This is a genomic window from Bartonella sp. F02, assembly GCF_026929975.1.
GTDB lineage: Bacteria > Pseudomonadota > Alphaproteobacteria > Rhizobiales > Rhizobiaceae > Bartonella.
In genome coordinates this window covers 63,168-82,570 of record NZ_JANHOK010000003.1, presented here as the reverse complement: position 1 = coordinate 82,570, position 19,403 = coordinate 63,168, and the positions used below count along the sequence as shown (strand labels likewise).

General features: G+C 35.8%; 17 protein-coding genes. 5 read left to right on the top strand and 12 right to left on the bottom strand.

The window, feature by feature from the left end:
- Positions 1–153: 153 nt before the first annotated feature.
- From NPY00_RS03205 to NPY00_RS03190, 4 genes are all read right to left on the bottom strand, one after another.
- Positions 154–1,068: a 4-(cytidine 5'-diphospho)-2-C-methyl-D-erythritol kinase gene (locus NPY00_RS03205; RefSeq protein ID WP_269020632.1), complete on the bottom strand. Its 915-nt coding sequence runs from the start codon at positions 1,066–1,068 to the stop codon at positions 154–156.
- Positions 1,065–1,244 carry a hypothetical protein gene (locus NPY00_RS03200; RefSeq protein ID WP_269020631.1) on the bottom strand — a complete coding sequence of 60 codons (180 nt, stop codon included), beginning with the start codon at positions 1,242–1,244 and terminating at the stop codon, positions 1,065–1,067. Before NPY00_RS03200 ends, NPY00_RS03205 begins: the two co-directional genes overlap by 4 nt.
- A gap of 100 nt (positions 1,245–1,344) precedes the next feature.
- Complete coding sequence (locus tag NPY00_RS03195) at positions 1,345–2,109, bottom strand: S49 family peptidase (protein WP_442864026.1); 765 nt, start codon at positions 2,107–2,109, stop codon at positions 1,345–1,347.
- A 127-nt stretch (positions 2,110–2,236) separates the two neighbouring features.
- Positions 2,237–3,040 (bottom strand): tRNA1(Val) (adenine(37)-N6)-methyltransferase, encoded by an 804-nt coding sequence (locus NPY00_RS03190; RefSeq protein ID WP_442864025.1) that lies wholly within the window; start codon positions 3,038–3,040, stop codon positions 2,237–2,239.
- A gap of 230 nt (positions 3,041–3,270) precedes the next feature.
- Here NPY00_RS03190 and NPY00_RS03185 point away from each other — a divergent pair, with 230 nt between their 5' ends.
- From NPY00_RS03185 to glyS, 4 genes are all read left to right on the top strand, one after another.
- Positions 3,271–4,287 (top strand): polyprenyl synthetase family protein, encoded by a 1,017-nt coding sequence (locus NPY00_RS03185; RefSeq protein ID WP_269020629.1) that lies wholly within the window; start codon positions 3,271–3,273, stop codon positions 4,285–4,287.
- 95 nt (positions 4,288–4,382) lie between these two features.
- Entirely contained in the window at positions 4,383–6,077 is a 1,695-nt protein-coding gene (locus tag NPY00_RS03180) for a tetratricopeptide repeat protein (protein WP_269020628.1), read from the top strand.
- 136 nt (positions 6,078–6,213) lie between these two features.
- Positions 6,214–7,185 carry a glycine--tRNA ligase subunit alpha gene (locus NPY00_RS03175; protein ID WP_269020627.1) on the top strand — a complete coding sequence of 324 codons (972 nt, stop codon included), beginning with the start codon at positions 6,214–6,216 and terminating at the stop codon, positions 7,183–7,185.
- 12 nt (positions 7,186–7,197) lie between these two features.
- Positions 7,198–9,531 (top strand): glycine--tRNA ligase subunit beta, encoded by a 2,334-nt coding sequence (gene glyS / locus NPY00_RS03170; protein ID WP_269020626.1) that lies wholly within the window; start codon positions 7,198–7,200, stop codon positions 9,529–9,531.
- A gap of 405 nt (positions 9,532–9,936) precedes the next feature.
- On the opposite strand, the gene NPY00_RS03165 is transcribed toward glyS, so the two are convergent.
- From NPY00_RS03165 to NPY00_RS03130, 8 genes are all read right to left on the bottom strand, one after another.
- Positions 9,937–10,416, bottom strand: coding sequence for a F0F1 ATP synthase subunit B (locus NPY00_RS03165; RefSeq protein WP_269020625.1), 480 nt, complete (start codon positions 10,414–10,416; stop codon positions 9,937–9,939).
- A gap of 11 nt (positions 10,417–10,427) precedes the next feature.
- Complete coding sequence (locus tag NPY00_RS03160; protein ID WP_269020624.1) at positions 10,428–10,994, bottom strand: F0F1 ATP synthase subunit B; 567 nt, start codon at positions 10,992–10,994, stop codon at positions 10,428–10,430.
- 140 nt (positions 10,995–11,134) lie between these two features.
- Positions 11,135–11,365 carry a F0F1 ATP synthase subunit C gene (locus NPY00_RS03155; RefSeq protein ID WP_269020623.1) on the bottom strand — a complete coding sequence of 77 codons (231 nt, stop codon included), beginning with the start codon at positions 11,363–11,365 and terminating at the stop codon, positions 11,135–11,137.
- A 54-nt stretch (positions 11,366–11,419) separates the two neighbouring features.
- Complete coding sequence (locus tag NPY00_RS03150) at positions 11,420–12,178, bottom strand: F0F1 ATP synthase subunit A (RefSeq protein ID WP_269020784.1); 759 nt, start codon at positions 12,176–12,178, stop codon at positions 11,420–11,422.
- A gap of 7 nt (positions 12,179–12,185) precedes the next feature.
- Positions 12,186–12,608 carry an AtpZ/AtpI family protein gene (locus tag NPY00_RS03145; RefSeq protein ID WP_269020622.1) on the bottom strand — a complete coding sequence of 141 codons (423 nt, stop codon included), beginning with the start codon at positions 12,606–12,608 and terminating at the stop codon, positions 12,186–12,188.
- A 347-nt stretch (positions 12,609–12,955) separates the two neighbouring features.
- On the bottom strand, positions 12,956–14,383 hold the full coding sequence (der, locus tag NPY00_RS03140; protein WP_269020621.1) for a ribosome biogenesis GTPase Der: 1,428 nt from the start codon (positions 14,381–14,383) through the stop codon (positions 12,956–12,958).
- A gap of 4 nt (positions 14,384–14,387) precedes the next feature.
- Positions 14,388–15,059 (bottom strand): tetratricopeptide repeat protein, encoded by a 672-nt coding sequence (locus NPY00_RS03135; RefSeq protein ID WP_269020620.1) that lies wholly within the window; start codon positions 15,057–15,059, stop codon positions 14,388–14,390.
- Between the two features lie 454 nt (positions 15,060–15,513).
- Positions 15,514–17,286: an SLC13 family permease gene (locus NPY00_RS03130; RefSeq protein WP_269020619.1), complete on the bottom strand. Its 1,773-nt coding sequence runs from the start codon at positions 17,284–17,286 to the stop codon at positions 15,514–15,516.
- 385 nt (positions 17,287–17,671) lie between these two features.
- On the opposite strand from NPY00_RS03130, the gene NPY00_RS03125 reads away from it, so the two are divergent.
- Positions 17,672–19,375: a hypothetical protein gene (locus tag NPY00_RS03125; protein ID WP_269020618.1), complete on the top strand. Its 1,704-nt coding sequence runs from the start codon at positions 17,672–17,674 to the stop codon at positions 19,373–19,375.
- The last annotated feature ends 28 nt before the right edge of the window (positions 19,376–19,403 follow it).

Sequence of the window (19,403 nt, the reverse complement as noted above, 5' to 3'; positions counted from 1 at the left end):
CAAAAAAAGTAGCACCCGATAATAAGGAGCTGTTTTATTGCTTTCTTCAATAAAATTAAAACAATTAATTTTTACCTGATATAATAAAAAACCTTTAAAAAAAATAGATTTATACATTAAGTATAATGATACGCTAAATGCTTATTCATTATATCATGATAAACTTCCTAAAGTCATAACAGGCTTCACAAACCAGTCTGGATACGTCGATTTTATACGACAAGCAGCGCTCTGTGCTTCTTCTTGATCTTTGAAAATACCAAAACATGTTGCACCTGAACCAGACATACGAGAGAAAAGAGAACCACTTTTGTCTAATACATATAAAACTTCATTCAACCGAGGCGCAATTTTTAATGCAGGAGCAAAAAGATCATTACGCGTTTCTCGTAAAAATTCAACCAATGAATCAACTGTTTTCAAAGCGGTTTGATCAATTTTTAAAGGAGAATATTGATGCTTTTCTAAACTCTTAAAGATATCCCGTGTTATAATTTGTTGACCATGATTAACCAAAACCATTGCCAGAGGACACGCATCCTTCAACCGCGTTATCTCATTACCAATTCCTTGAACAAAAAATGGCTGCCTATACTCTAATGCCAAAAAACACATCGGCACATCAGCACCAAGCACTAAACTCATTTCTGCTAATTTTTCGCAAGAACAATCAAGATTCCATTGCTCACGTAAAACATGCAAAACACCAGCTGCATCACCTGATCCTCCCCCAATACCTGAAGCAACAGGTAATGTCTTGACAAGCCGCAAAAGAGAAGGCTTAGCTCTTTGAGGAAAAGTTTTGCACATCAAATCACGTGCACGAACAGCTAAATTATTTTTTTCATAAGCAGAAATTTCATGAGAAAAAGAACCTGTTACAATAAACTGATCCTTTTCACAATTTGTATGACCTATACAATCACCACTAAGACTAAAATAAACTAAGCTTTCTAAACGATGATATCCATCTTCACGTTGCCCTACAACATGCAAAGCTAAATTCAACTTAATGGGTGTGGAAACATAAGCCCATCCCTTAAGAGAATCTCGTACTATTGATGTCATTTTATGTAGTATTCACCAGTATCTGGATCTTGCACTAGCGTTCCTTTTACATCTGTGTGCGATTTAACTTCTGCATTGCAGATACGCTGAAGCATTCGCTGTAAATGATTTTTCAATGCATAAAAAATATAAAAAGCGATTGCAGAAATAAAACTTAATAAAATTAGCTGTCTCATTTCAAATTACTTCTTTTTATCGATAAGATTAAAGCAAACTCCCAAAACAAATGGCATTTATTATACAGAATAACCTATTATATCAATAAACTCAATTTAATCATAAACCATAACGCTGCCAAAGTGCTCGCTCTTCTGCAACTAACAATGCATTATCAACCGCAGCATGAACCATATCAGAAGCTACACCTAAAGATTTCTTAGGCTCAAAAAAGCTTTTGGCAGGAGAAATTAATTTAAGTTTTGCCTTATGACCAAACTGTTGTTTAACAACAGAATATACATCACCTAAACCATCAACCAAACCAAGCTCAGCACCTTTCATTCCTGTCCAAAACATTCCTGTAAAAATATCTGGATCATTTGATAATTTGTCTGCGCGCCGTTCTTTTACCAAATCGATAAAAGTCTGATGAACTTCAAGTTGCAAAGATTTTAAATGTTCAATTCCCATTTTTTTCTCTGGTTGAAACGGATCCAAGACAACTTTATTTTTTCCTGCCGTATAAACACGACGCTCTACACCAATTTTTTTTAAGAGTTCAGGGAAACCAAATGACGCTGAAACAACTCCTATAGAACCAACGATAGAAGACGGATCAGCAAAAATTTTATCCCCAGCACAAGCAATCATATAGCCACCCGATGCTGCAACATCTTCAATAAATACCAGAACCTGTTTCTTATTTTCATCAGCCAAACTACGAATACGTTGAAAGATAATATGAGACTGAACAGGTGAGCCTCCAGGAGAATTAATGACAAGAACAACAGCTGGAGCAGTGTTATAGCTAAAAGCCTTTTCTAAAAGGTTTGCACACTTACTTATTGACAATGTACGAGACGTCAATGACGTCGAATCCATAATCACTCCGTGAAGGCGCACAACTGGGATTTCAAATTTACTAGAACGGAAACAACACGAAACAATCTTCTTTATACAACCTTTCAAAATAAAACCTTTCTATATAAAAATTTCAAAATATAATTTACTATTTAAAAATTTCCCACAGACTTATACGTCCATTATTAATAGCATCAATCTGTGGTGAAAAAGCATGACCATCCCCATCATGTATCGTTAATGCTGGACATACGGATAAAGCAGCCTTACTGCCTCTCTTTGCATGAAATAAAACACGAATTGCTGCTGCTTTAGCACGAGAATGAATAGGAATAATGCATATATTACCAAAACGTCCTTCTAAAGAACACAAAATTCTTGTCAGTGATCTTGGACGTGCAATTAATCCTAGATATCCCCCTGGTTTAACAATTGCTGCAGCACTTCGCAACCAACTGTCGAACATAGATTCAGACATAACATGCGCTTCAATTTTTTGTTTATCAGACGTTTTACGATCTTTAGGGCTATTAAAAGGCGGGTTCATAATCGCAAAATCAAAAGAATTATCCATCAAACCCGCTTCTATACGCGCTCTCCCTTTTAAAGTAATATCTGCTTCTAACAAACAAATACGGTGAGCTAGTTTTCTATTTTGTTTTAGCATAAGGGTTTTTTTAGCATAATGTATCATAAAAGATGATCGCTCTACTAATGTGACATGAGTCTCGAAACAGCGCGAGGCAACAGCTAATCCTGCTGCGCCAGCACCCGCACCTAAATCAACAACTTTTCCTTTAAAGTGAGTGGGAATTAAACCAGCAAGCAACATAGCATCTATACCAGAACGATGTCCACATGAACGCGGTTGAACCAAATAAAACTTACCACGATGAAAGCCATCTATCGTTTCATCATTATATTCCACCGCTCTATTGATAGATGAAACCAATATAAACCTCTCATTATCTGTATCTGTCTTTTTGTAATCTTAAATTATTGCATTTTAACATTCGCCACAATTTATAATATAATATTGTACAGACATAAAAAAATGTTTTTAAAAACTTTCGCTTCAAATCGGATCAAAGCTTGAGTCAAAACTAATCCCCCTCTATGTTAGTTACAAGTGTAAACTTAAATTTGCATATGTTCATTTAAAATACTCTAGGAGTCAACACATTGATTGCCGCCACAAAGCCGGATCATAAAAAAGATAATCAAATTTCTCTCCAATCTCTAATCAATCTTACCAAAGATGATATGGAGCGTGCGAATCAACTTATTGTTTCTATGGCCAAATCGAACGTCGAAATGATACCTGAAATCTCTAATCATCTGATTTCATCAGGTGGAAAACGGCTGCGTCCAATGATCACATTAGCTGCTGCTTATATGTTTGGTTATCAAGGTGATGGACATATACAACTCGCAACATCTGTTGAATTTATGCATACAGCAACTTTATTACATGATGATGTCGTTGATGAAAGTAATTTGAGACGAGGAAAACCTACTGCACGAATGATTTGGGGCAATCAAGCCAGTGTTCTTGTTGGTGATTTTCTTTTAGGTCAAGCATTTAAAATGATGGTCAACGTTGGTTCTATGGAAGCACTCTCTGTTTTAGCACATGCTGCAGCAATTATTGCGGAAGGAGAAGTTATGCAACTTGCTGCTATGAAAAATTTAGAAACTCATGTTTCAGATTATCTTAAAATTATTAACGCCAAAACAGCTGCATTGTTTTCAGCCGCAGCTGAAGTTGGACCTATTATTTCTGGCTACGGATGTAATGAACGTTCTGCATTACGTGAGTATGGTACATCATTAGGGTTAGCTTTTCAATTAATTGATGACGCCCTCGACTATAGTGGGAATGCTCAGCAACTAGGAAAAAATATAGGAGATGACTTCAGAGAAGGTAAAATTACCATGCCTGTTATCCTCTCATACACACGCGGTAATACTCTAGAAAAAACATTCTGGAAACAAGCTTTTGAAAACGGTGTCAATAATGATGAAGCCTTCAAACACGCACAATATTTAATGGAAAAATATGACAGTCTAACAGACACGATAGAACGAGCACGTATTTATGGGAAACACGCGACTGACGCTCTTGCACCAATGAAAGATGGTCTTGCCAAAAATGCATTAATTGAAACGATTGATTTTTGTATCGCACGGGTGAACTAAGTTATTTACAAAAAAAGCAGTATTTCCCAACAAAATGATCGAATATAATCTACAAATCATACAATCAATTGATTAGCTGAAAGAGGATTAACTCTATGCGCAATACAAGAACCACCCGCTTTTTTATCTTTTTTCTTGCGGGGAGCATATTCATGTTTTCACCAGCCTACAGCAAAATTGATAAAGAAATTCAGACACAATCATTCGCTGGCGCCTATCTGGCTGGACGAATTGCAAATCATGAAAACAAAGCGCATCTTGCCATTGATTATTTTAAACAAGCACTAACCTATCAACCTCATAATACTGAAATACAAAAAGAACTGCTGGAAATAATGCTCTATGTAGGTTCATTTAAGGAAGCTGTTAAACAAGCTAAAAAATTGGAAGGAGCAGGTATTAGCACTCCATTTGTTTCTTTAACACTTGCTGTAGAGAATCTCATACGAGGCAATTACAAACGCGTTAAAATATCGCCACAATCTCAACAATCTCCTTCTATTAATAACCCAATATCTGAGCTCATAGAAGCTTGGGCTACGTTTGGATCTGGAAAACAATCAACAGCAATAAACACTCTTGAAAAACTTATAGGACCATCCTGGTATAATCTTTTTATACATTATCACCTTGCACTCATGAATGATTTAGCAGGACATACGCAAGCGGCAGAAAAATATTTTCTTCAAGCGTTACACAATAAACAAGGAGCTGCCATAGCTCATGATACCTATGAACATATTATTATCGCCTACGCTTCATTTCAGCTCCGTCATAAAATGCGCAATAAAGCTATTCAAACCATCCGACAAGGCGAAAAAATATTACCAAATCGAGAAACACTCAAAAACATTCGAAAAGAAATTGAAAAAGGTGCTCATTTAAAAAATCCTATTACAACACCTCAACACGGTGCTGGTGAAGTATTGTATGGTTTTGGGACAGCTCTCAATCATCAAAACTCAGAACGAATTGCACGTATTTTTCAACAATTATCTTTAATCCTCTACCCCCAAAATGATGCAACACTTTTTCAATTAGCAAATATTTCTGCAAAACTGAGCGACCCTTATCAAGCGATTCAACTTTACCGCACCTTACCCGCTCGTTCTCCTTACTATAAAAATGGCCAATTGCAACTTGCATTAACTCTTGCCGATAATGACAATCATCCGGAAGCAATTCAATCTTTAATATCATTACAGAAAAAGTTTCCTAATGATCGTTATATTTCTATAGCGTTAGCGGCTATTTATATGCAAAATAATGACGTTGCATCAGCTGTTAAAACAATGAATCGTGCCATTATTCAAATCAAAGATTTTCAAAAAGAAGATTGGAAACTTTTTTATCACCGCGGGATTGCATTTGAACGTTTGCAGCAATGGGCGAAAGCTGAAGCTGATTTACGAAAAGCCCTTGAATTTTTTCCTGATCAGCCACAAGTCCTTAATTATTTAGGATATTCTCTTATTGATCGTAATCAAAAGCTAGAAGAATCACTGCAAATGCTTCAAAAAGCTTCTACGCTCCAATCTCACGATGGATACATTCTTGATTCTTTAGGATGGGCTTATTATAAGCTTAAACAATATAACCAAGCAGTTCAAATACTGGAAACAGCTGTTAAATTACTCCCTGAAAACTCAACTCTTAACGATCATTTGGGAGATGCTTATTGGCAAGTTGGGCGCAAACGTGAAGCCATCTTTCAATGGCAACATGCTATTGACGGAGATCCAGAAAATCCAGAAGAAATTAAGAAAAAATTGAAATTTGGTTTGCAATAAACAGCAATGCTTGAGACAACGAGACTTGACGATAATCATGCAAAACAATAAACACTCATAGATGATAAAAATTTTGTTTTTATCATCTAATCCAATATTCGTTACCTGTTCATCAAATAAAAAAAGAGTATAGAGTGTGAGCTTACCTGAATATCTAGATCCTAAACGCTCTTTTCAAGGACTTATTTTAACCTTACAAAATTACTGGGCACAGCACGGATGTACAATTCTACAACCCTATGACATGGAAGTAGGAGCTGGAACTTTTCACCCAGCTACCACACTGCGTTCCCTAGGACGACGCCCTTGGAAAGTGGCATATGTCCAACCTTGTAGGCGCCCAACAGATGGTCGATATGGCAACAATCCAAACCGTTTACAACATTATTACCAATTTCAAGTTCTGCTCAAACCTTCCCCACCCAATCTACAAGAACTTTATATTGAATCTCTACACGCCATCGGCCTTGATACAAAACTACACGATATCCGCTTTGTTGAAGATGATTGGGAAAGTCCAACACTTGGAGCTTGGGGGCTGGGATGGGAATGCTGGTGTGACGGAATGGAAGTGACTCAATTCACTTATTTTCAGCAAATTTGTGGTTTTGAATGTGATCCTGTGCCAGGAGAACTCACTTATGGACTTGAACGTCTTGCAATGTATCTCCAAGGTGTTGACAACGTTTATGATCTTAATTTTAATGGTTTAGAAGGAAAAGATCGTGTCAATTATAAGCATGTTTTTCAACAAGCAGAATGCCAATATTCAAAATACAATTTTGAATTTGCTGATACCGATCTTTTGCATCAACATTTTATCGATGCAGAACGCGAATGTGAATCTCTTCTTGAACAAGGAGGAACATATAAAGAAGCTAAGATATATGGAAAACATGATGTATATTTACACCATGCCTGTGTCTATCCGGCTTACGATCAATGTATTAAAGCGAGCCATATTTTTAACCTTTTGCAAGCACGAGGCGTTATCTCTGTAACCGAACGGCAAAATTATATTTCTAAAATTCGCAACCTTGCATGCCGCTGCGGACAAGCTTTTTTATCAACGCGAGAAAGTCAATATGATGGAACAACTATATCCTAAAGGAGATGTTTAATGGCTGAGCTTCTTCTTGAACTATTGAGCGAAGAGATTCCTGCGCGAATGCAACGTAAAGCGGCGGCTGATCTAAAAAAATGCGTTACTGATAAACTTGTTGCTGCAGGTTTAAGCTATGAAAAGGCTGATGAATATTGGACACCTCGTCGATTGACTTTAAATATACGTGGCCTTTCAACACGTTCAAAAGATATTTATGAAGAACGGAAAGGGCCAAGCACACAAGCACCACAAAAAGCGATTGATGGTTTTCTACGCACTGTAGGTTTCAAAGATATTTCTGAAGCAGATATTATTCATGATAGCAAAAAAGGTGATTTTTATGTTGCCAAAATTATTCAAAAAGGGCGACAGACAGAAGATATTCTTGCGAATATTATCCCTCAGATTATTCATAATTTTCCATGGAAAAAATCGATGCGTTGGGGAGATCAAACTGGAACATTGAAATGGATTCGTCCTTTGAAAAACATTCTTTGTATCTTTGGGCCAGAAAATGGAGAAATGCAGGTTGTTCCTTTTAACGCTAATCTTTTAAAAAATAATAATGATTCTTTAAAAAGTAATAATTTGACCTATGGTCATCGCTTTTTAAGTGATGGCAAACCAATCCAGATCCAACAATTTAAGGACTACACCGAAAAACTTAAAAAATATAACGTTATTCTTGATGCCGAAGAACGAAAAAATATTATTGTATCAGAAGCCCAAAAGCTTTGCATTGAAAAAGGCTTAGAACTTGTTGAAGACCCTGCTCTCTTAGAAGAAGTTGCAAATCTTGTTGAATGGCCTGTTGTTCTTATCAGTCATTTTGATGAATCTTTTCTTGAACTCCCTTCAAAGGTCATTCGCCTAACTATTCGAACAAATCAAAAATGTTTTGTCACCCGTGAGCAAGGTGAAAAAACAAAACTTTCCAATCATTTTATTCTTGTTTCCAATATTCGTGCAAATGACGGAGGAGAAGCGATTGCCAACGGCAATCGCAGAGTTGTACAAGCGCGTCTTTCTGATGCACTCTATTTTTGGCAAAAAGATAAAAGCACTTTATATGATTTTCAAATGTTAAAACTAACGTATCGTGATTTGAATAAACATTTTGATAAAGACAATCAAAGATATTTGAATGATAAACAACTTCAATTTTTAAATGAATTACAATTGTGTTCTGAAAAATTCTCTCTTGATCTGAATAAACCTCTTGATCAACGTTTAGCTCTACTTGACCATTTGGAAGTCACGTTCCATGCTCAATTAGGCACACAGGGTCAACGAGTAGAGAGAATTTCAGCGTTAGCAGAAAAAATTGCACGTGATCAGGAGAGAGATCCTCAATTGGCAAAACGCGCAGCAATTCTTGCAAAAGCTGATTTGCAAACGGAAATGGTCGGTGAATTTCCAGAATTGCAAGGATATATAGGTAGACAATATGCTCTTTCCCAAGGAGAAGATCCACATGTGGCGCAAGCCATTGAAGATCACTATCAACCTTTAGGACCAACGGACGATATTCCAGATCATCATCTTTCTGCAACAGTTGCATTAGCCGACAAGATTGACACACTCGTCAGCTTCTGGTGTATCAATGAAAAACCAACAGGTTCCAAAGACCCTTATGCTTTAAGGCGTGCCGTACTTGGAGTTATTAGGATTGTACTTTCAGGTGTTCTCCAAGAAATAAGCTTAACGCCTCTCTTTAATGAAGCACTTAGTCTTCTAGTGAAACAAAATATACTCGAAGATAATTTAGGCATATCTATAGAACCTGAATTTTCAGAAAAAGCAAAAACTACTTTAGAAGATTTATTATCCTTTTTTCATGAGCGCTTCAAAGATTATCTCATAAATGAAGGGATACGTTATGATGTTATTGAAGCAATTTTATATGAAGATTCTAGTAATTTTTTACATATCAAATATAAAGCTGAAAAACTGAACGCTTTTGTTCAAACAGCTAATGGCCATGACTGTTTATCTGCTATAAAACGTATTACCAACATTCTTGACAATAAATCTCTTTTTATTACAAAAAATCCAGGAGATTTCGAAACAAACAAGATTAATCCAAAATTGTTTATAGCAGAAGAAGAAAATCAACTATATCAAGCATTCGAAGCAACATCTGAAAAACTATATGAGTTTTTCGATACAGCAAATTTTGACGGTCAGCTTGAATCTTTAGTTCTTCTTAAAGAACCTATCAATTCATTTTTTAACGCCGTATTAGTGAATGATAGCGATTCTGACGTTCGATTCAACCGCCTTGCTCTTCTTAAAAAGATAGACCAGAAAATATTGGGAATTGCAAAATTCTCAAAATTAGTAATATAAAAAAAACATTTTTTCGACTAAAAAAGCGATAGAAATCAATTTCTATCGCTTTTAATTCTCCTCATTTAAATAAAATAAATTTCAAAAAGTGCTATCGATCATTTAAAATAATACACACTCTTAACATCATGTAAGATTGTTCGACACATAAAATTTCATCATCAATCTATGCCACAACTCAACACATCTACAGAAATAAAATCAGGAACTTTTCATCACTTTCTGCCAATGAACACAAGCTATGTTCAAACAATTATTTTCTCATTATGACTATTTTCATTGATTATATGTCGAGAATATTGATGAAACTGTCTACAAAAACCCTAAAAAAGAGCTAAACTTTTAAGAAAAAGACTCTTTAAAAGCAAAGAGCCTCCCTTCCCTAAAAATATCTCAAGAGTTATTTTAATGTAAGTGAATTTTCATTTTTGCCAGGGACTCTTTAATAAGATTATCTGCTTTCTCAGAATCTAACTCTTGAGCAATGAGCGTACGCGCAGCAGACACGGCCAAATCAATAGCAGATGATGATACCATCCGAATTGCATCTGCTTCCGCTTGAGCAATTTTTTGCTCCGCTAACTGATTGCGATTCTTTATATATTTTTCTGCTTTTGCACGCGCTTCAGAGATTATGACTTCAACTTCATGTTTAGCTGCTGCAATAATTTCTTGAGCATCTTTTTCTGCCTCTATGCGCTTCCGCTGATATTCAGCCAGCACTTCCTGAGCTTCCTCACGAAGACGAAGCGCCTCATCAAGTTCATCCTTGATCCGCTTTGCCCGCGCATCTAAACGCTGAATAACCATTTCTGGAATTTTGAAATAAACCAAAAGACCAAGAAAAATAACTAATCCAACCAAAGCAAAAAATGTATCTGTCATCTTTATTATCCTTAATAGCTTACAGCTTTAACAGCTGAGCTAACAGATTCTTTACTAACATCAACATCAATCAATTTTTTAATAATTTCAGGCGTTACTTCCTCTGCAATTGCTCCAACACTTTTCATTGCTTTGTCTCGAATCTTAGCTATTTGATCTTCAGCATCTGCCAGTTTTTTTTCTAAATTCTCTTCAAGCTCTTTTCGTTTAAGTTCAGTTTTTGTTTTGATTTCATCCCTTGCTGTTTGAGCAATAATATGAGCTTGCACACGCGCCTCTGCTAATGCCCGCTCATATTCTTCAACAACAGCATCTGCTTCTTGCTTCATACGCATTGCTTGATCTAAATCAGATGCAATTCTGTCTCGACGTGTCTCAATAACACCGCCAATACGTGAAACAATTACACGCGAAATAAAGAGGTAAAAAAGCCCAAAAGAAATAACGAGCCAAAAAAAATGTGAACTAAAATGTGAAAGATCAAAAGGCGGAAACACACGACTTGCATGCTCCGCCGCATCCTCAATACGCTCTACAAGTGTTTCAGTGGCTTGTGCATAGGCGCTAGAAACAAACATCTTATTTTCTTCCCCAAACAACTCAACCGAAGTTTTAATATTTAAAGCTTTATAACAATTGATGAATCTTTCTTCCACAAAGAAGCATCAAGGGATGTCTGCTCTCTGTAAAAAGAATAGACATACCCTTTCAATAGCAATTAAACTGCAAAAAGAAGCAAAAGAGCAATAAGTAACGAAAAAATACCCAAAGCTTCTGTCACAGCAAAACCGAAAACTAAACGACCAAACTGACTATCTGCTGCCGATGGGTTCCGTAGCGCTCCAGTAAGATAACTACCGAAAATATTTCCAAGACCCAAAGCCGTCCCCGCCATACCAAAACACGCAAGACCAGCGCCAATATATTTTGCTGCAAGTACCAATTCCATATTATTCTCCTTTAAAGCGAAATTGCATTGTGTGGCGAATACCCACCAATTTTATTAATGTCCCGGATGAACTGCATCATTGAGATACATACACGTTAAAACTGTAAAAACATAAGCTTGAAGAAACGCAACCAAAAATTCAAGAGCAGTAATTGCAACAGTCATCATAAGCGGCAAAATCGAACCACCCACACCTATAACTCCCATCCCAATCATTGAGACAATAAAACCAGAAAATACCTTGAGTGTAATGTGACCAGCAAGCATATTAGCAAACAAACGAAGTGAAAGACTAATAGGACGAGAGAAGAAGGAAATCACTTCAATCATCGTTACTAACGGCAAAATAATCACAGGAACCCCACTGGGAACAAACAATCTCAAGAAACTAATTCCATGTTTATAAAAACCATAACCAATTACCGTCAAAATAACCAACATTGCCAATGAAAAAGTAATCATAATTTGAGAGGTAATCGTATAAAAATAGGGGAAAAGACCGATAAAATTAGCAACCAAAATAAAAATAAATAACGAAAAAACCAGAGGGAAAAATTGCATTCCTTTCACACCAGATGATTCGCGCAGCATTGATGCAACGAACTCATAGGCCATTTCAGAAACAGATTGCATCCGCGTTGGTACCAACCCACGACTCGATGATGAAACAAAAAGGAAAATTGAAGATAAAACAACCGTAGCAACTATAAAAAGCGATACATTTGTAAATGAAAAATCCATATTTCCTACAGAGATATGAATCAGTCGTGAAATCTCGAACTGATGAACAGGATCCGAAGCATGTGATGTCACTTTAACCTCATTTATTGGATCTGTCGATCCCTTTATCTTGGCGCGAAGCGCCACGTTGCCCTAACCGGCTAGGAGCAATATGCCCCACAGACCGAAGAATACTTAATACACCAGCAGCAAAACCAAGAAAAAGAAAAAATATCAATCCCCACGGTGATGAATCTGCTAGTTTGTCAACTCCCAACCCCAAAACAATGCCAACAACAATACTCGCCAGAAATTCACTAGATAGCTCAATGGCACGCGCCATTTTCTTTTGTTGTTCTTTTCCTTCCTCCTTAGTTTCTGTCTTCTTTAATGCTTTTTGACGCATTAAAGCTAACCCCAATTTTCGACTCCGGCATGTTAAATCCTCTGATTGACAATAACCTTCTTTTTCTTGTCTTTCAGCTTCTTTCTCTGACATAATGGGTTCATTGTCTTTCTCCATAAGTGTCTTCCTAACCCGAGCGAAGCCAAAACACATTTTACAAAATTGCGCGCAGCATATTGTGACCAATTTTATTCGTCAAGCTGCCAAAAAGAATCTACCACAAGGATTTTCACCAAAAAATAAAACAATCATGAGTTTCGCAAAATATATATCTCAACTTTATCAACTTTAGCTATCAAAAAAACTAAAATAAACCACATATTATTAAATCATAAGAACATGTTGCTTAATTACCATAGTATATTGATTAACTCACTGTCGTTTCTGTCATTATCCTTCCCATAACAGTCGGTATTAACAAAACAAAATTACATTTCATATAAACTTTTAAAAACACGTAAAAGCTACCTTTTTTTTGCATATTTTGCAAAGGGATTATCAGATGCTTTTAATGACAAACGAATTGGAACGCCCAGTATATCAAACGCATCACGCAGCTCATTAGAAAGATAACGTAAATATGATTGAGGCATGACATCAGGCCGCGAACAAGAAATCACAAACCCAGGAGGACGTGTCTTAACCTGTGTTATATATTTAACCTTCAATCGACGTCCGGCAATCGTAGGTGGAGGATGACGCGCAACAACAGACTCAAGCCAACGATTAAGCTTTCCTGTAGAAACACGACGATTCCACACACGATGAATCATTGTTATATTTTCCATAAGCTTATCAATCCCTTGACCATACTGGCCTGACAAAGGAACAGCTCTCAAACCACGAATTTGAGGGAGAAGACGCGCACATTTTTCATACAACTCAGCCAATGTTTCTTGGCGATTGTGAATAAGATCCCATTTATTGAAAGCAATAATAGGAACCCTGCCTTCGCGAATCACAAGATCAGTAATTTGTAAATCTTGCTTTTCAAAAGGCATCGTTGCATCAAAAACAATCACGACAACTTCTGCAAAACGAATCGAACGTAATGTGTCTGCAACAGAAAGCTTTTCTAACTTTTCCTGAATTTTTGATTTTCGACGCAAACCTGCAGTATCAAAAAGTCTAATATGACGATTACGCCATTCCCAATCAACGGCTATAGAATCGCGTGTGATACCTGCTTCAGGCCCAGTTAGCAAACGATCTTGCTTCAACATAGTGTTAATAAGTGTCGATTTTCCTGTGTTTGGGCGTCCTGCGACAGCAATTCGAATCGGTTTATTTTCATCGTAAGCAGGAATATCTTCTGTTAAGTTATCAATATCATTCTCAAAAGATATAGATTGTAAAGCAATGTGTTTTCGCTCATTCTTTTTCTCAAAAGCTTTCTTTTCCCCAACAGCATTCACAATTGCATCACGAAGATCTGTAAGACCCAAACCATGTTCAGCAGAAATTAAGCACGGTTCGCCTAAACCTAATGACCAAGCTTCATACTCGCCTCCTATAGCTGCTTTTGACTCAGATTTATTCGCAACAAGCACAATCGGTTTTCCTGATTTGCGAACAAGTGACGCAAAATTCAAATCGCTTGGCGTAATTCCATTTTTTGCATCAAAAACAAACAAAATGAGATTCGATTCATCAATAGCAGCCTGCGTTTGAGAACGCATACGCTTCTCAAGTGTATGATCACTTGCATCTTCCAAACCAGCCGTATCAATAATATCAAAACGTAAATCTTGAAGTTTTGCAGCATGAATACGTCTATCTCGCGTCACACCAGGCTTATCATCAACTAAAGCTAACTTTTGTCCAACCAAACGATTAAATAGCGTCGATTTTCCAACATTAGGTCGGCCAATTATAGCAATGGTAAGGTTCATTCATTTATTCCTTATTGGCCTTACCTTCAGCCTGAATGAATTCAAGCATAATCTTTGCCCGATCTGTTATTTTTAACTCTAATGCATTTTCTTCAGAAATTTTCCGAAAATAATAAAGCGCTTCATCTATCTTATTTTCTTTGTAAGCAGCTAAACCTAAGGCCTCTCTTGCAGACATACGCATAAAATCAATATCATTCGCCATATTGCCGACACGTTTCTTTACATCTTCAAATGTACCTATATCAACTAGAATATAAGCTGCTCGAATCTGTGCGACTTTCCGCAATATTTGCGGTGCTTTTTCATCCGCTGCAACAACATCGAATACTTCCACCGATTTTTCAGCAGCTCCTTGTTCCATCAACAAAGAAGCTTCACGTAAACGAGCAAGAAAAGGATACACCCCAAAATCAGATTCTTTAACCTTTTCTAATTGTTTCATTGCTTCATCAAAACGACGAGAATCTGCCAAATCAAAACTTTCGATCAATGTATCACTAACACGACCAGCTTTATTCATTTGCATATGATGGTAGACTTGGTAAACAATTACCGCTGATACGAAAATAATAATTCCAGTGATAATCAAAAAACCATAACGTTTCCAAAAAGATAAGACTTTTTCTTGACGAAACTCCGCATTTACTTCAGCAATAAAACTATCATACGACATATATATATTACCTTGAAAAAAATTAATAGTTGCACTTTCGTACATAAATGAACAACGATAGCACCTTATCCACCTAAAAATCTCTCAACCTTTAGTTAAGAAACATAAAACCAACACATCTCCATACCAGCGTGTATTTCTACACTTATCTCTCAGCTAATACAACAGCTTTTATCTATTGATATTATTATCAAAGAATACAAATTAATATAGAAATATATAATATATTTATGCTCACTTAATTATTGAGTTAAAATAATAATACAGTGCTCAGTTAAACTTATTTATTACAATAACAAAAAACATAAAGAACAAAATACTCGTGTTGGATCATATAAAGTCAACACCTGCACATTTTTTGTTACAGTGTTCTATAATTATAAAAATATATTTTTTCATTTTTCTTTCATTGTATTGGAAATGTTCTGTAATATACGTTTACAAGATCTAACGATCATTGTAATGGCCAAATCCACATTAACATTGGAACTGCAACCACTGCTACTAAAACAGCTAACGGTGCACCAAATCGTAAATAATCACTAAAACGATAACCACCTGGCCCCATCACCAACATATTACATTGATGTCCAATAGGTGTGAGAAACTCGCACCCAGCACCAATTGCAACCGCCATTAAAAAAGCTTCAGGTTTATAATGAAGAGAATGAGCAAAGCTTGATGCAATCGGAGCAACCATCATCACCGTTGCAGCGTTATTTAAAAATGGCGTTACAAGCATTGCTGTAATCAACATAAGCGCTAAAGCTCCAAATGGTGGTAAAAATACAGCAATTTGACTAAGCCAATGCCCAATGAGATCCGTACTTCCTGTTTTTTCTAATGCCTCACTCACGGGAATAAGAGCTGCTAATAATATCAGTATTTGACCATCCAAAGCCTGATACAAATCACGCGCCGGAATAATTCGAAAAACAACCATCGCAGCAGCAGCAGTAAAGAAAGAAAACGCAACAGGAACAATTTGCAAAGCAGTCAAAACAATCGCTACAAATAAAATAGACAGCGATAACAAACCATACCGTAAATTCCCGAACATAATATTGCGTTTTGCTAAAGGAAGACATTTCAGTTCACGCAATAAATTCGGAATAATCGTCTCTTTCGCCTGTAAAACGATCACATCTCCAAAACGAAAAATAATGTCTCCAAATTTTTCTCGTATTCTTTCATGTTGACGACTTAATGCAAGCAAATTTACATCATGGCGATCAAATAGCGAGAACTTTTTAACATTCATTCCAATGAGAGGTGAATTATGTGTAATGACTGCCTCAATAACATCAATATCACCATCTTTATCTCCCGCAGAAATAGCACGACCCATAGAAAATTCTAAACGAGCAGAATTAATGACACTATCTAATCCTGTATGCGAGCCTTCTAACAACACAATATCTTTCTCAGATAAAATAAAGTCTGGAAACGGAGAAATAGATACATTATTTCTAATAACTTGAATAACCATGACTTCACCGCTTGACGGCTTAACAAGATCCATAATAGTTTTGCCAACAATCGAAGAATTAACTGGAACACGAATTTCTGAAATATAATTACGAATATCAATCGCATCATCAAATGATACACCTGAACGCACACGGGCAGGCAAACGCCAAGAAAAAAATACCAAATACAAAAAACCAACAGCAGCAACTACCGCACCCACTGGAGTAAAATCAAACATGGTGAAAGAACTTCCCACCAAACGTTCTCGCATAGCTGAAATAACAATATTCGGCGATGTGCCAATTTGCGTCATCAGCCCTCCAAGCAAAGAACCAAACGACATTGGCATCAGAAAGATGGATGGGGAAACTTGAGAACGACGAGCAAACTGGAAAGCAATTGGAAGCATAATAGCTAAGGCACCAATATTTTTAACAAATGTTGATAATAGCATCACAGTAATAACTAAAAAAGCTAACTGGATTCGTATCGATTTCACATCAGGCCATATCCGTTGAATAATAAATTCCATCACACCAGAACGCGAGACAGCTGCACTCACCACAAATACACTTCCCACAATAATGACAATATCATTGCTAAAACCGCTAAATGCTTCCTTTGGACTAACAAGACCGACAATACAGGTAATCAACAACGTACAAATGGCAACAATATCATAACGAAAACGGTCCCAAATAAAAACAACCATCATAAGACCGATGATAGAAAAAGCCATTATTTGATCTTCTGTCACGATACCCCTCTCTCCTTATTAATCCACAATGATCTATAACACATTTATTTTTTTAACGCTTTCTATCATACGCGACAATATAAAACCCAATGTAGCCAATATATTAAATGATAGAGAACAATGATCAATATACTGCTTTTTTTATTTCTTCTCACAGTTCTTTTGTAAATACATAACGCTTTGACAAAATTCGCAACTACAAAAAATTATGATAGTTGATACTTATCAAAAAAAAGACTAAAAATATTCCATTGATAATTATAAAAGAAACAGACAAATAAACAGATATTAAATTGGTGCACATCATCTCTTCAATATCTCTTTTCCCCCAAAAGGTATTTATTTACGCTCTCAATACATAGTGATAAAATTGAAAGAAGAAATAATGGTCAATTTTAATTATGAACATGAAAATCATAAAAAATACTGGTTAACGTATATTATTGGATTTATTACTATTTTTGCAATCATATTTGCTGGTGGGTTTTATACAGTTAAGCCTTATCTCGACAAGTTTGTTAAAAAAGAAATAGCACGTCGTTCTATCAATGCAGAAAAAACTGAAATTAGTATTGCTGGAAAAATCAACTTAAAAAATGTTATTATCCCCACTCCAGAAAACATATCACTTAAAATTGGTGCCATTTCAGGTCGTCCTCCTATTTCTTTTATTCCTGGAACTTTTACACTTTACGATGTTGACTTAAAAAAAAATAACTTTCACGTACAAATCCCCCAAATTTCTTTCAATAATGTATTTTTAAAAGAAAAAAATACCGAAATTACATCTCGTCTTTTGCAATTACTTATGCGTATTGACGTCGCATCAACTTTTGCACCAGAGATATTATTTTCCATTAATCATGAGAATAAACAATCTGAAACAATCACCATAAATAATTTTCATCTTTCTGGTTTAAAAAATGGCCATATTCGTTCTATTTCAATCAAAAATATAATCACCAATGTAAACCTAGCAACAACAATTACCAACACACCCAAACCAACATTTTTAGTAGCTAAAAGCGATACAATAAAAGCTCATAATATTGACATTGGATATACCTATTCTCTCTTTAATGAAAAAAATAATGCCTTTCATCAAGATAAAACCGTTACTGGCCCCATTGCACTGGAGAATGTAATCATTGATATTTTTGAAGGAGAAGAAAAAAATGCTTCTTTTTCTTTTAACAAATTTAAAACATCCGGCCTCAAAATGAGACCCTTCGAACAATCTCCGAAAAAACTTGTTCAAGATTATTTTAATGCAAAAAATACCAACAATAAAGAAGCCACAAGACAAGTGCAAAGCGCTATTCTTATAAATGGCCTTTCCGCGATTACCTCTGTTGATGCTCAAATTGATAAAGCAATTATTGATAACCAAAAATTTAAAGCAACACTTGAAACATTTCAATTCAAACCAAGCCAATGGCAACAAACCATACCAAGAAAACTTTTTGTATCTCTCAATAATCTTTTAATTTCCTCTAAAGAAGTAGAAAAAAGAGATGGAAATTCTCTTGAAAATATAGATTTTAAACACATTAATTTTTCAGGAGAACTTGATGCTTCTTACAATGAAAAGGAACGTGTGCTGCTTCTTAACGCAATCTCTTTTAACATCAAAGATTTGGGATCAGGGAAAATATCAGCTAAAATAACTGATGTGGATCAAGCGCTCTTTTCTGGTCATAAAAATGCAATGGCGTTAGCTTCTCAAGATCTTAATATAACCGAAATTAACCTACGCTATACGGATACTGGCCTCTTTGATAAACTTTTTTCTTATCTAGCTCAGAATTTGGGTGACAACACGCATGATTTAAAAAAAGAGTTATATGATGATTTCTATTTAATGATGACGCAAAGCCCTCAATTTTTGTTAAAAGATCGTGATCAAGCTGCGAGTATTTCAAAATCTCTTGGTGATTTTGCTAAAAATCCACAAACGTTAATTATTACAATAAAAGCAAAGGATAGCAAAGGTCTTACCATTAATGATCTTGAGACTGCCCTAAAAAATAGTCTCTCAACAGCTTTGAGCAAAGTCAATTTAACGATCAAAAATGAAATGTCCCATTGAAAAATGGGATATTTAAAAAATCTTTTTT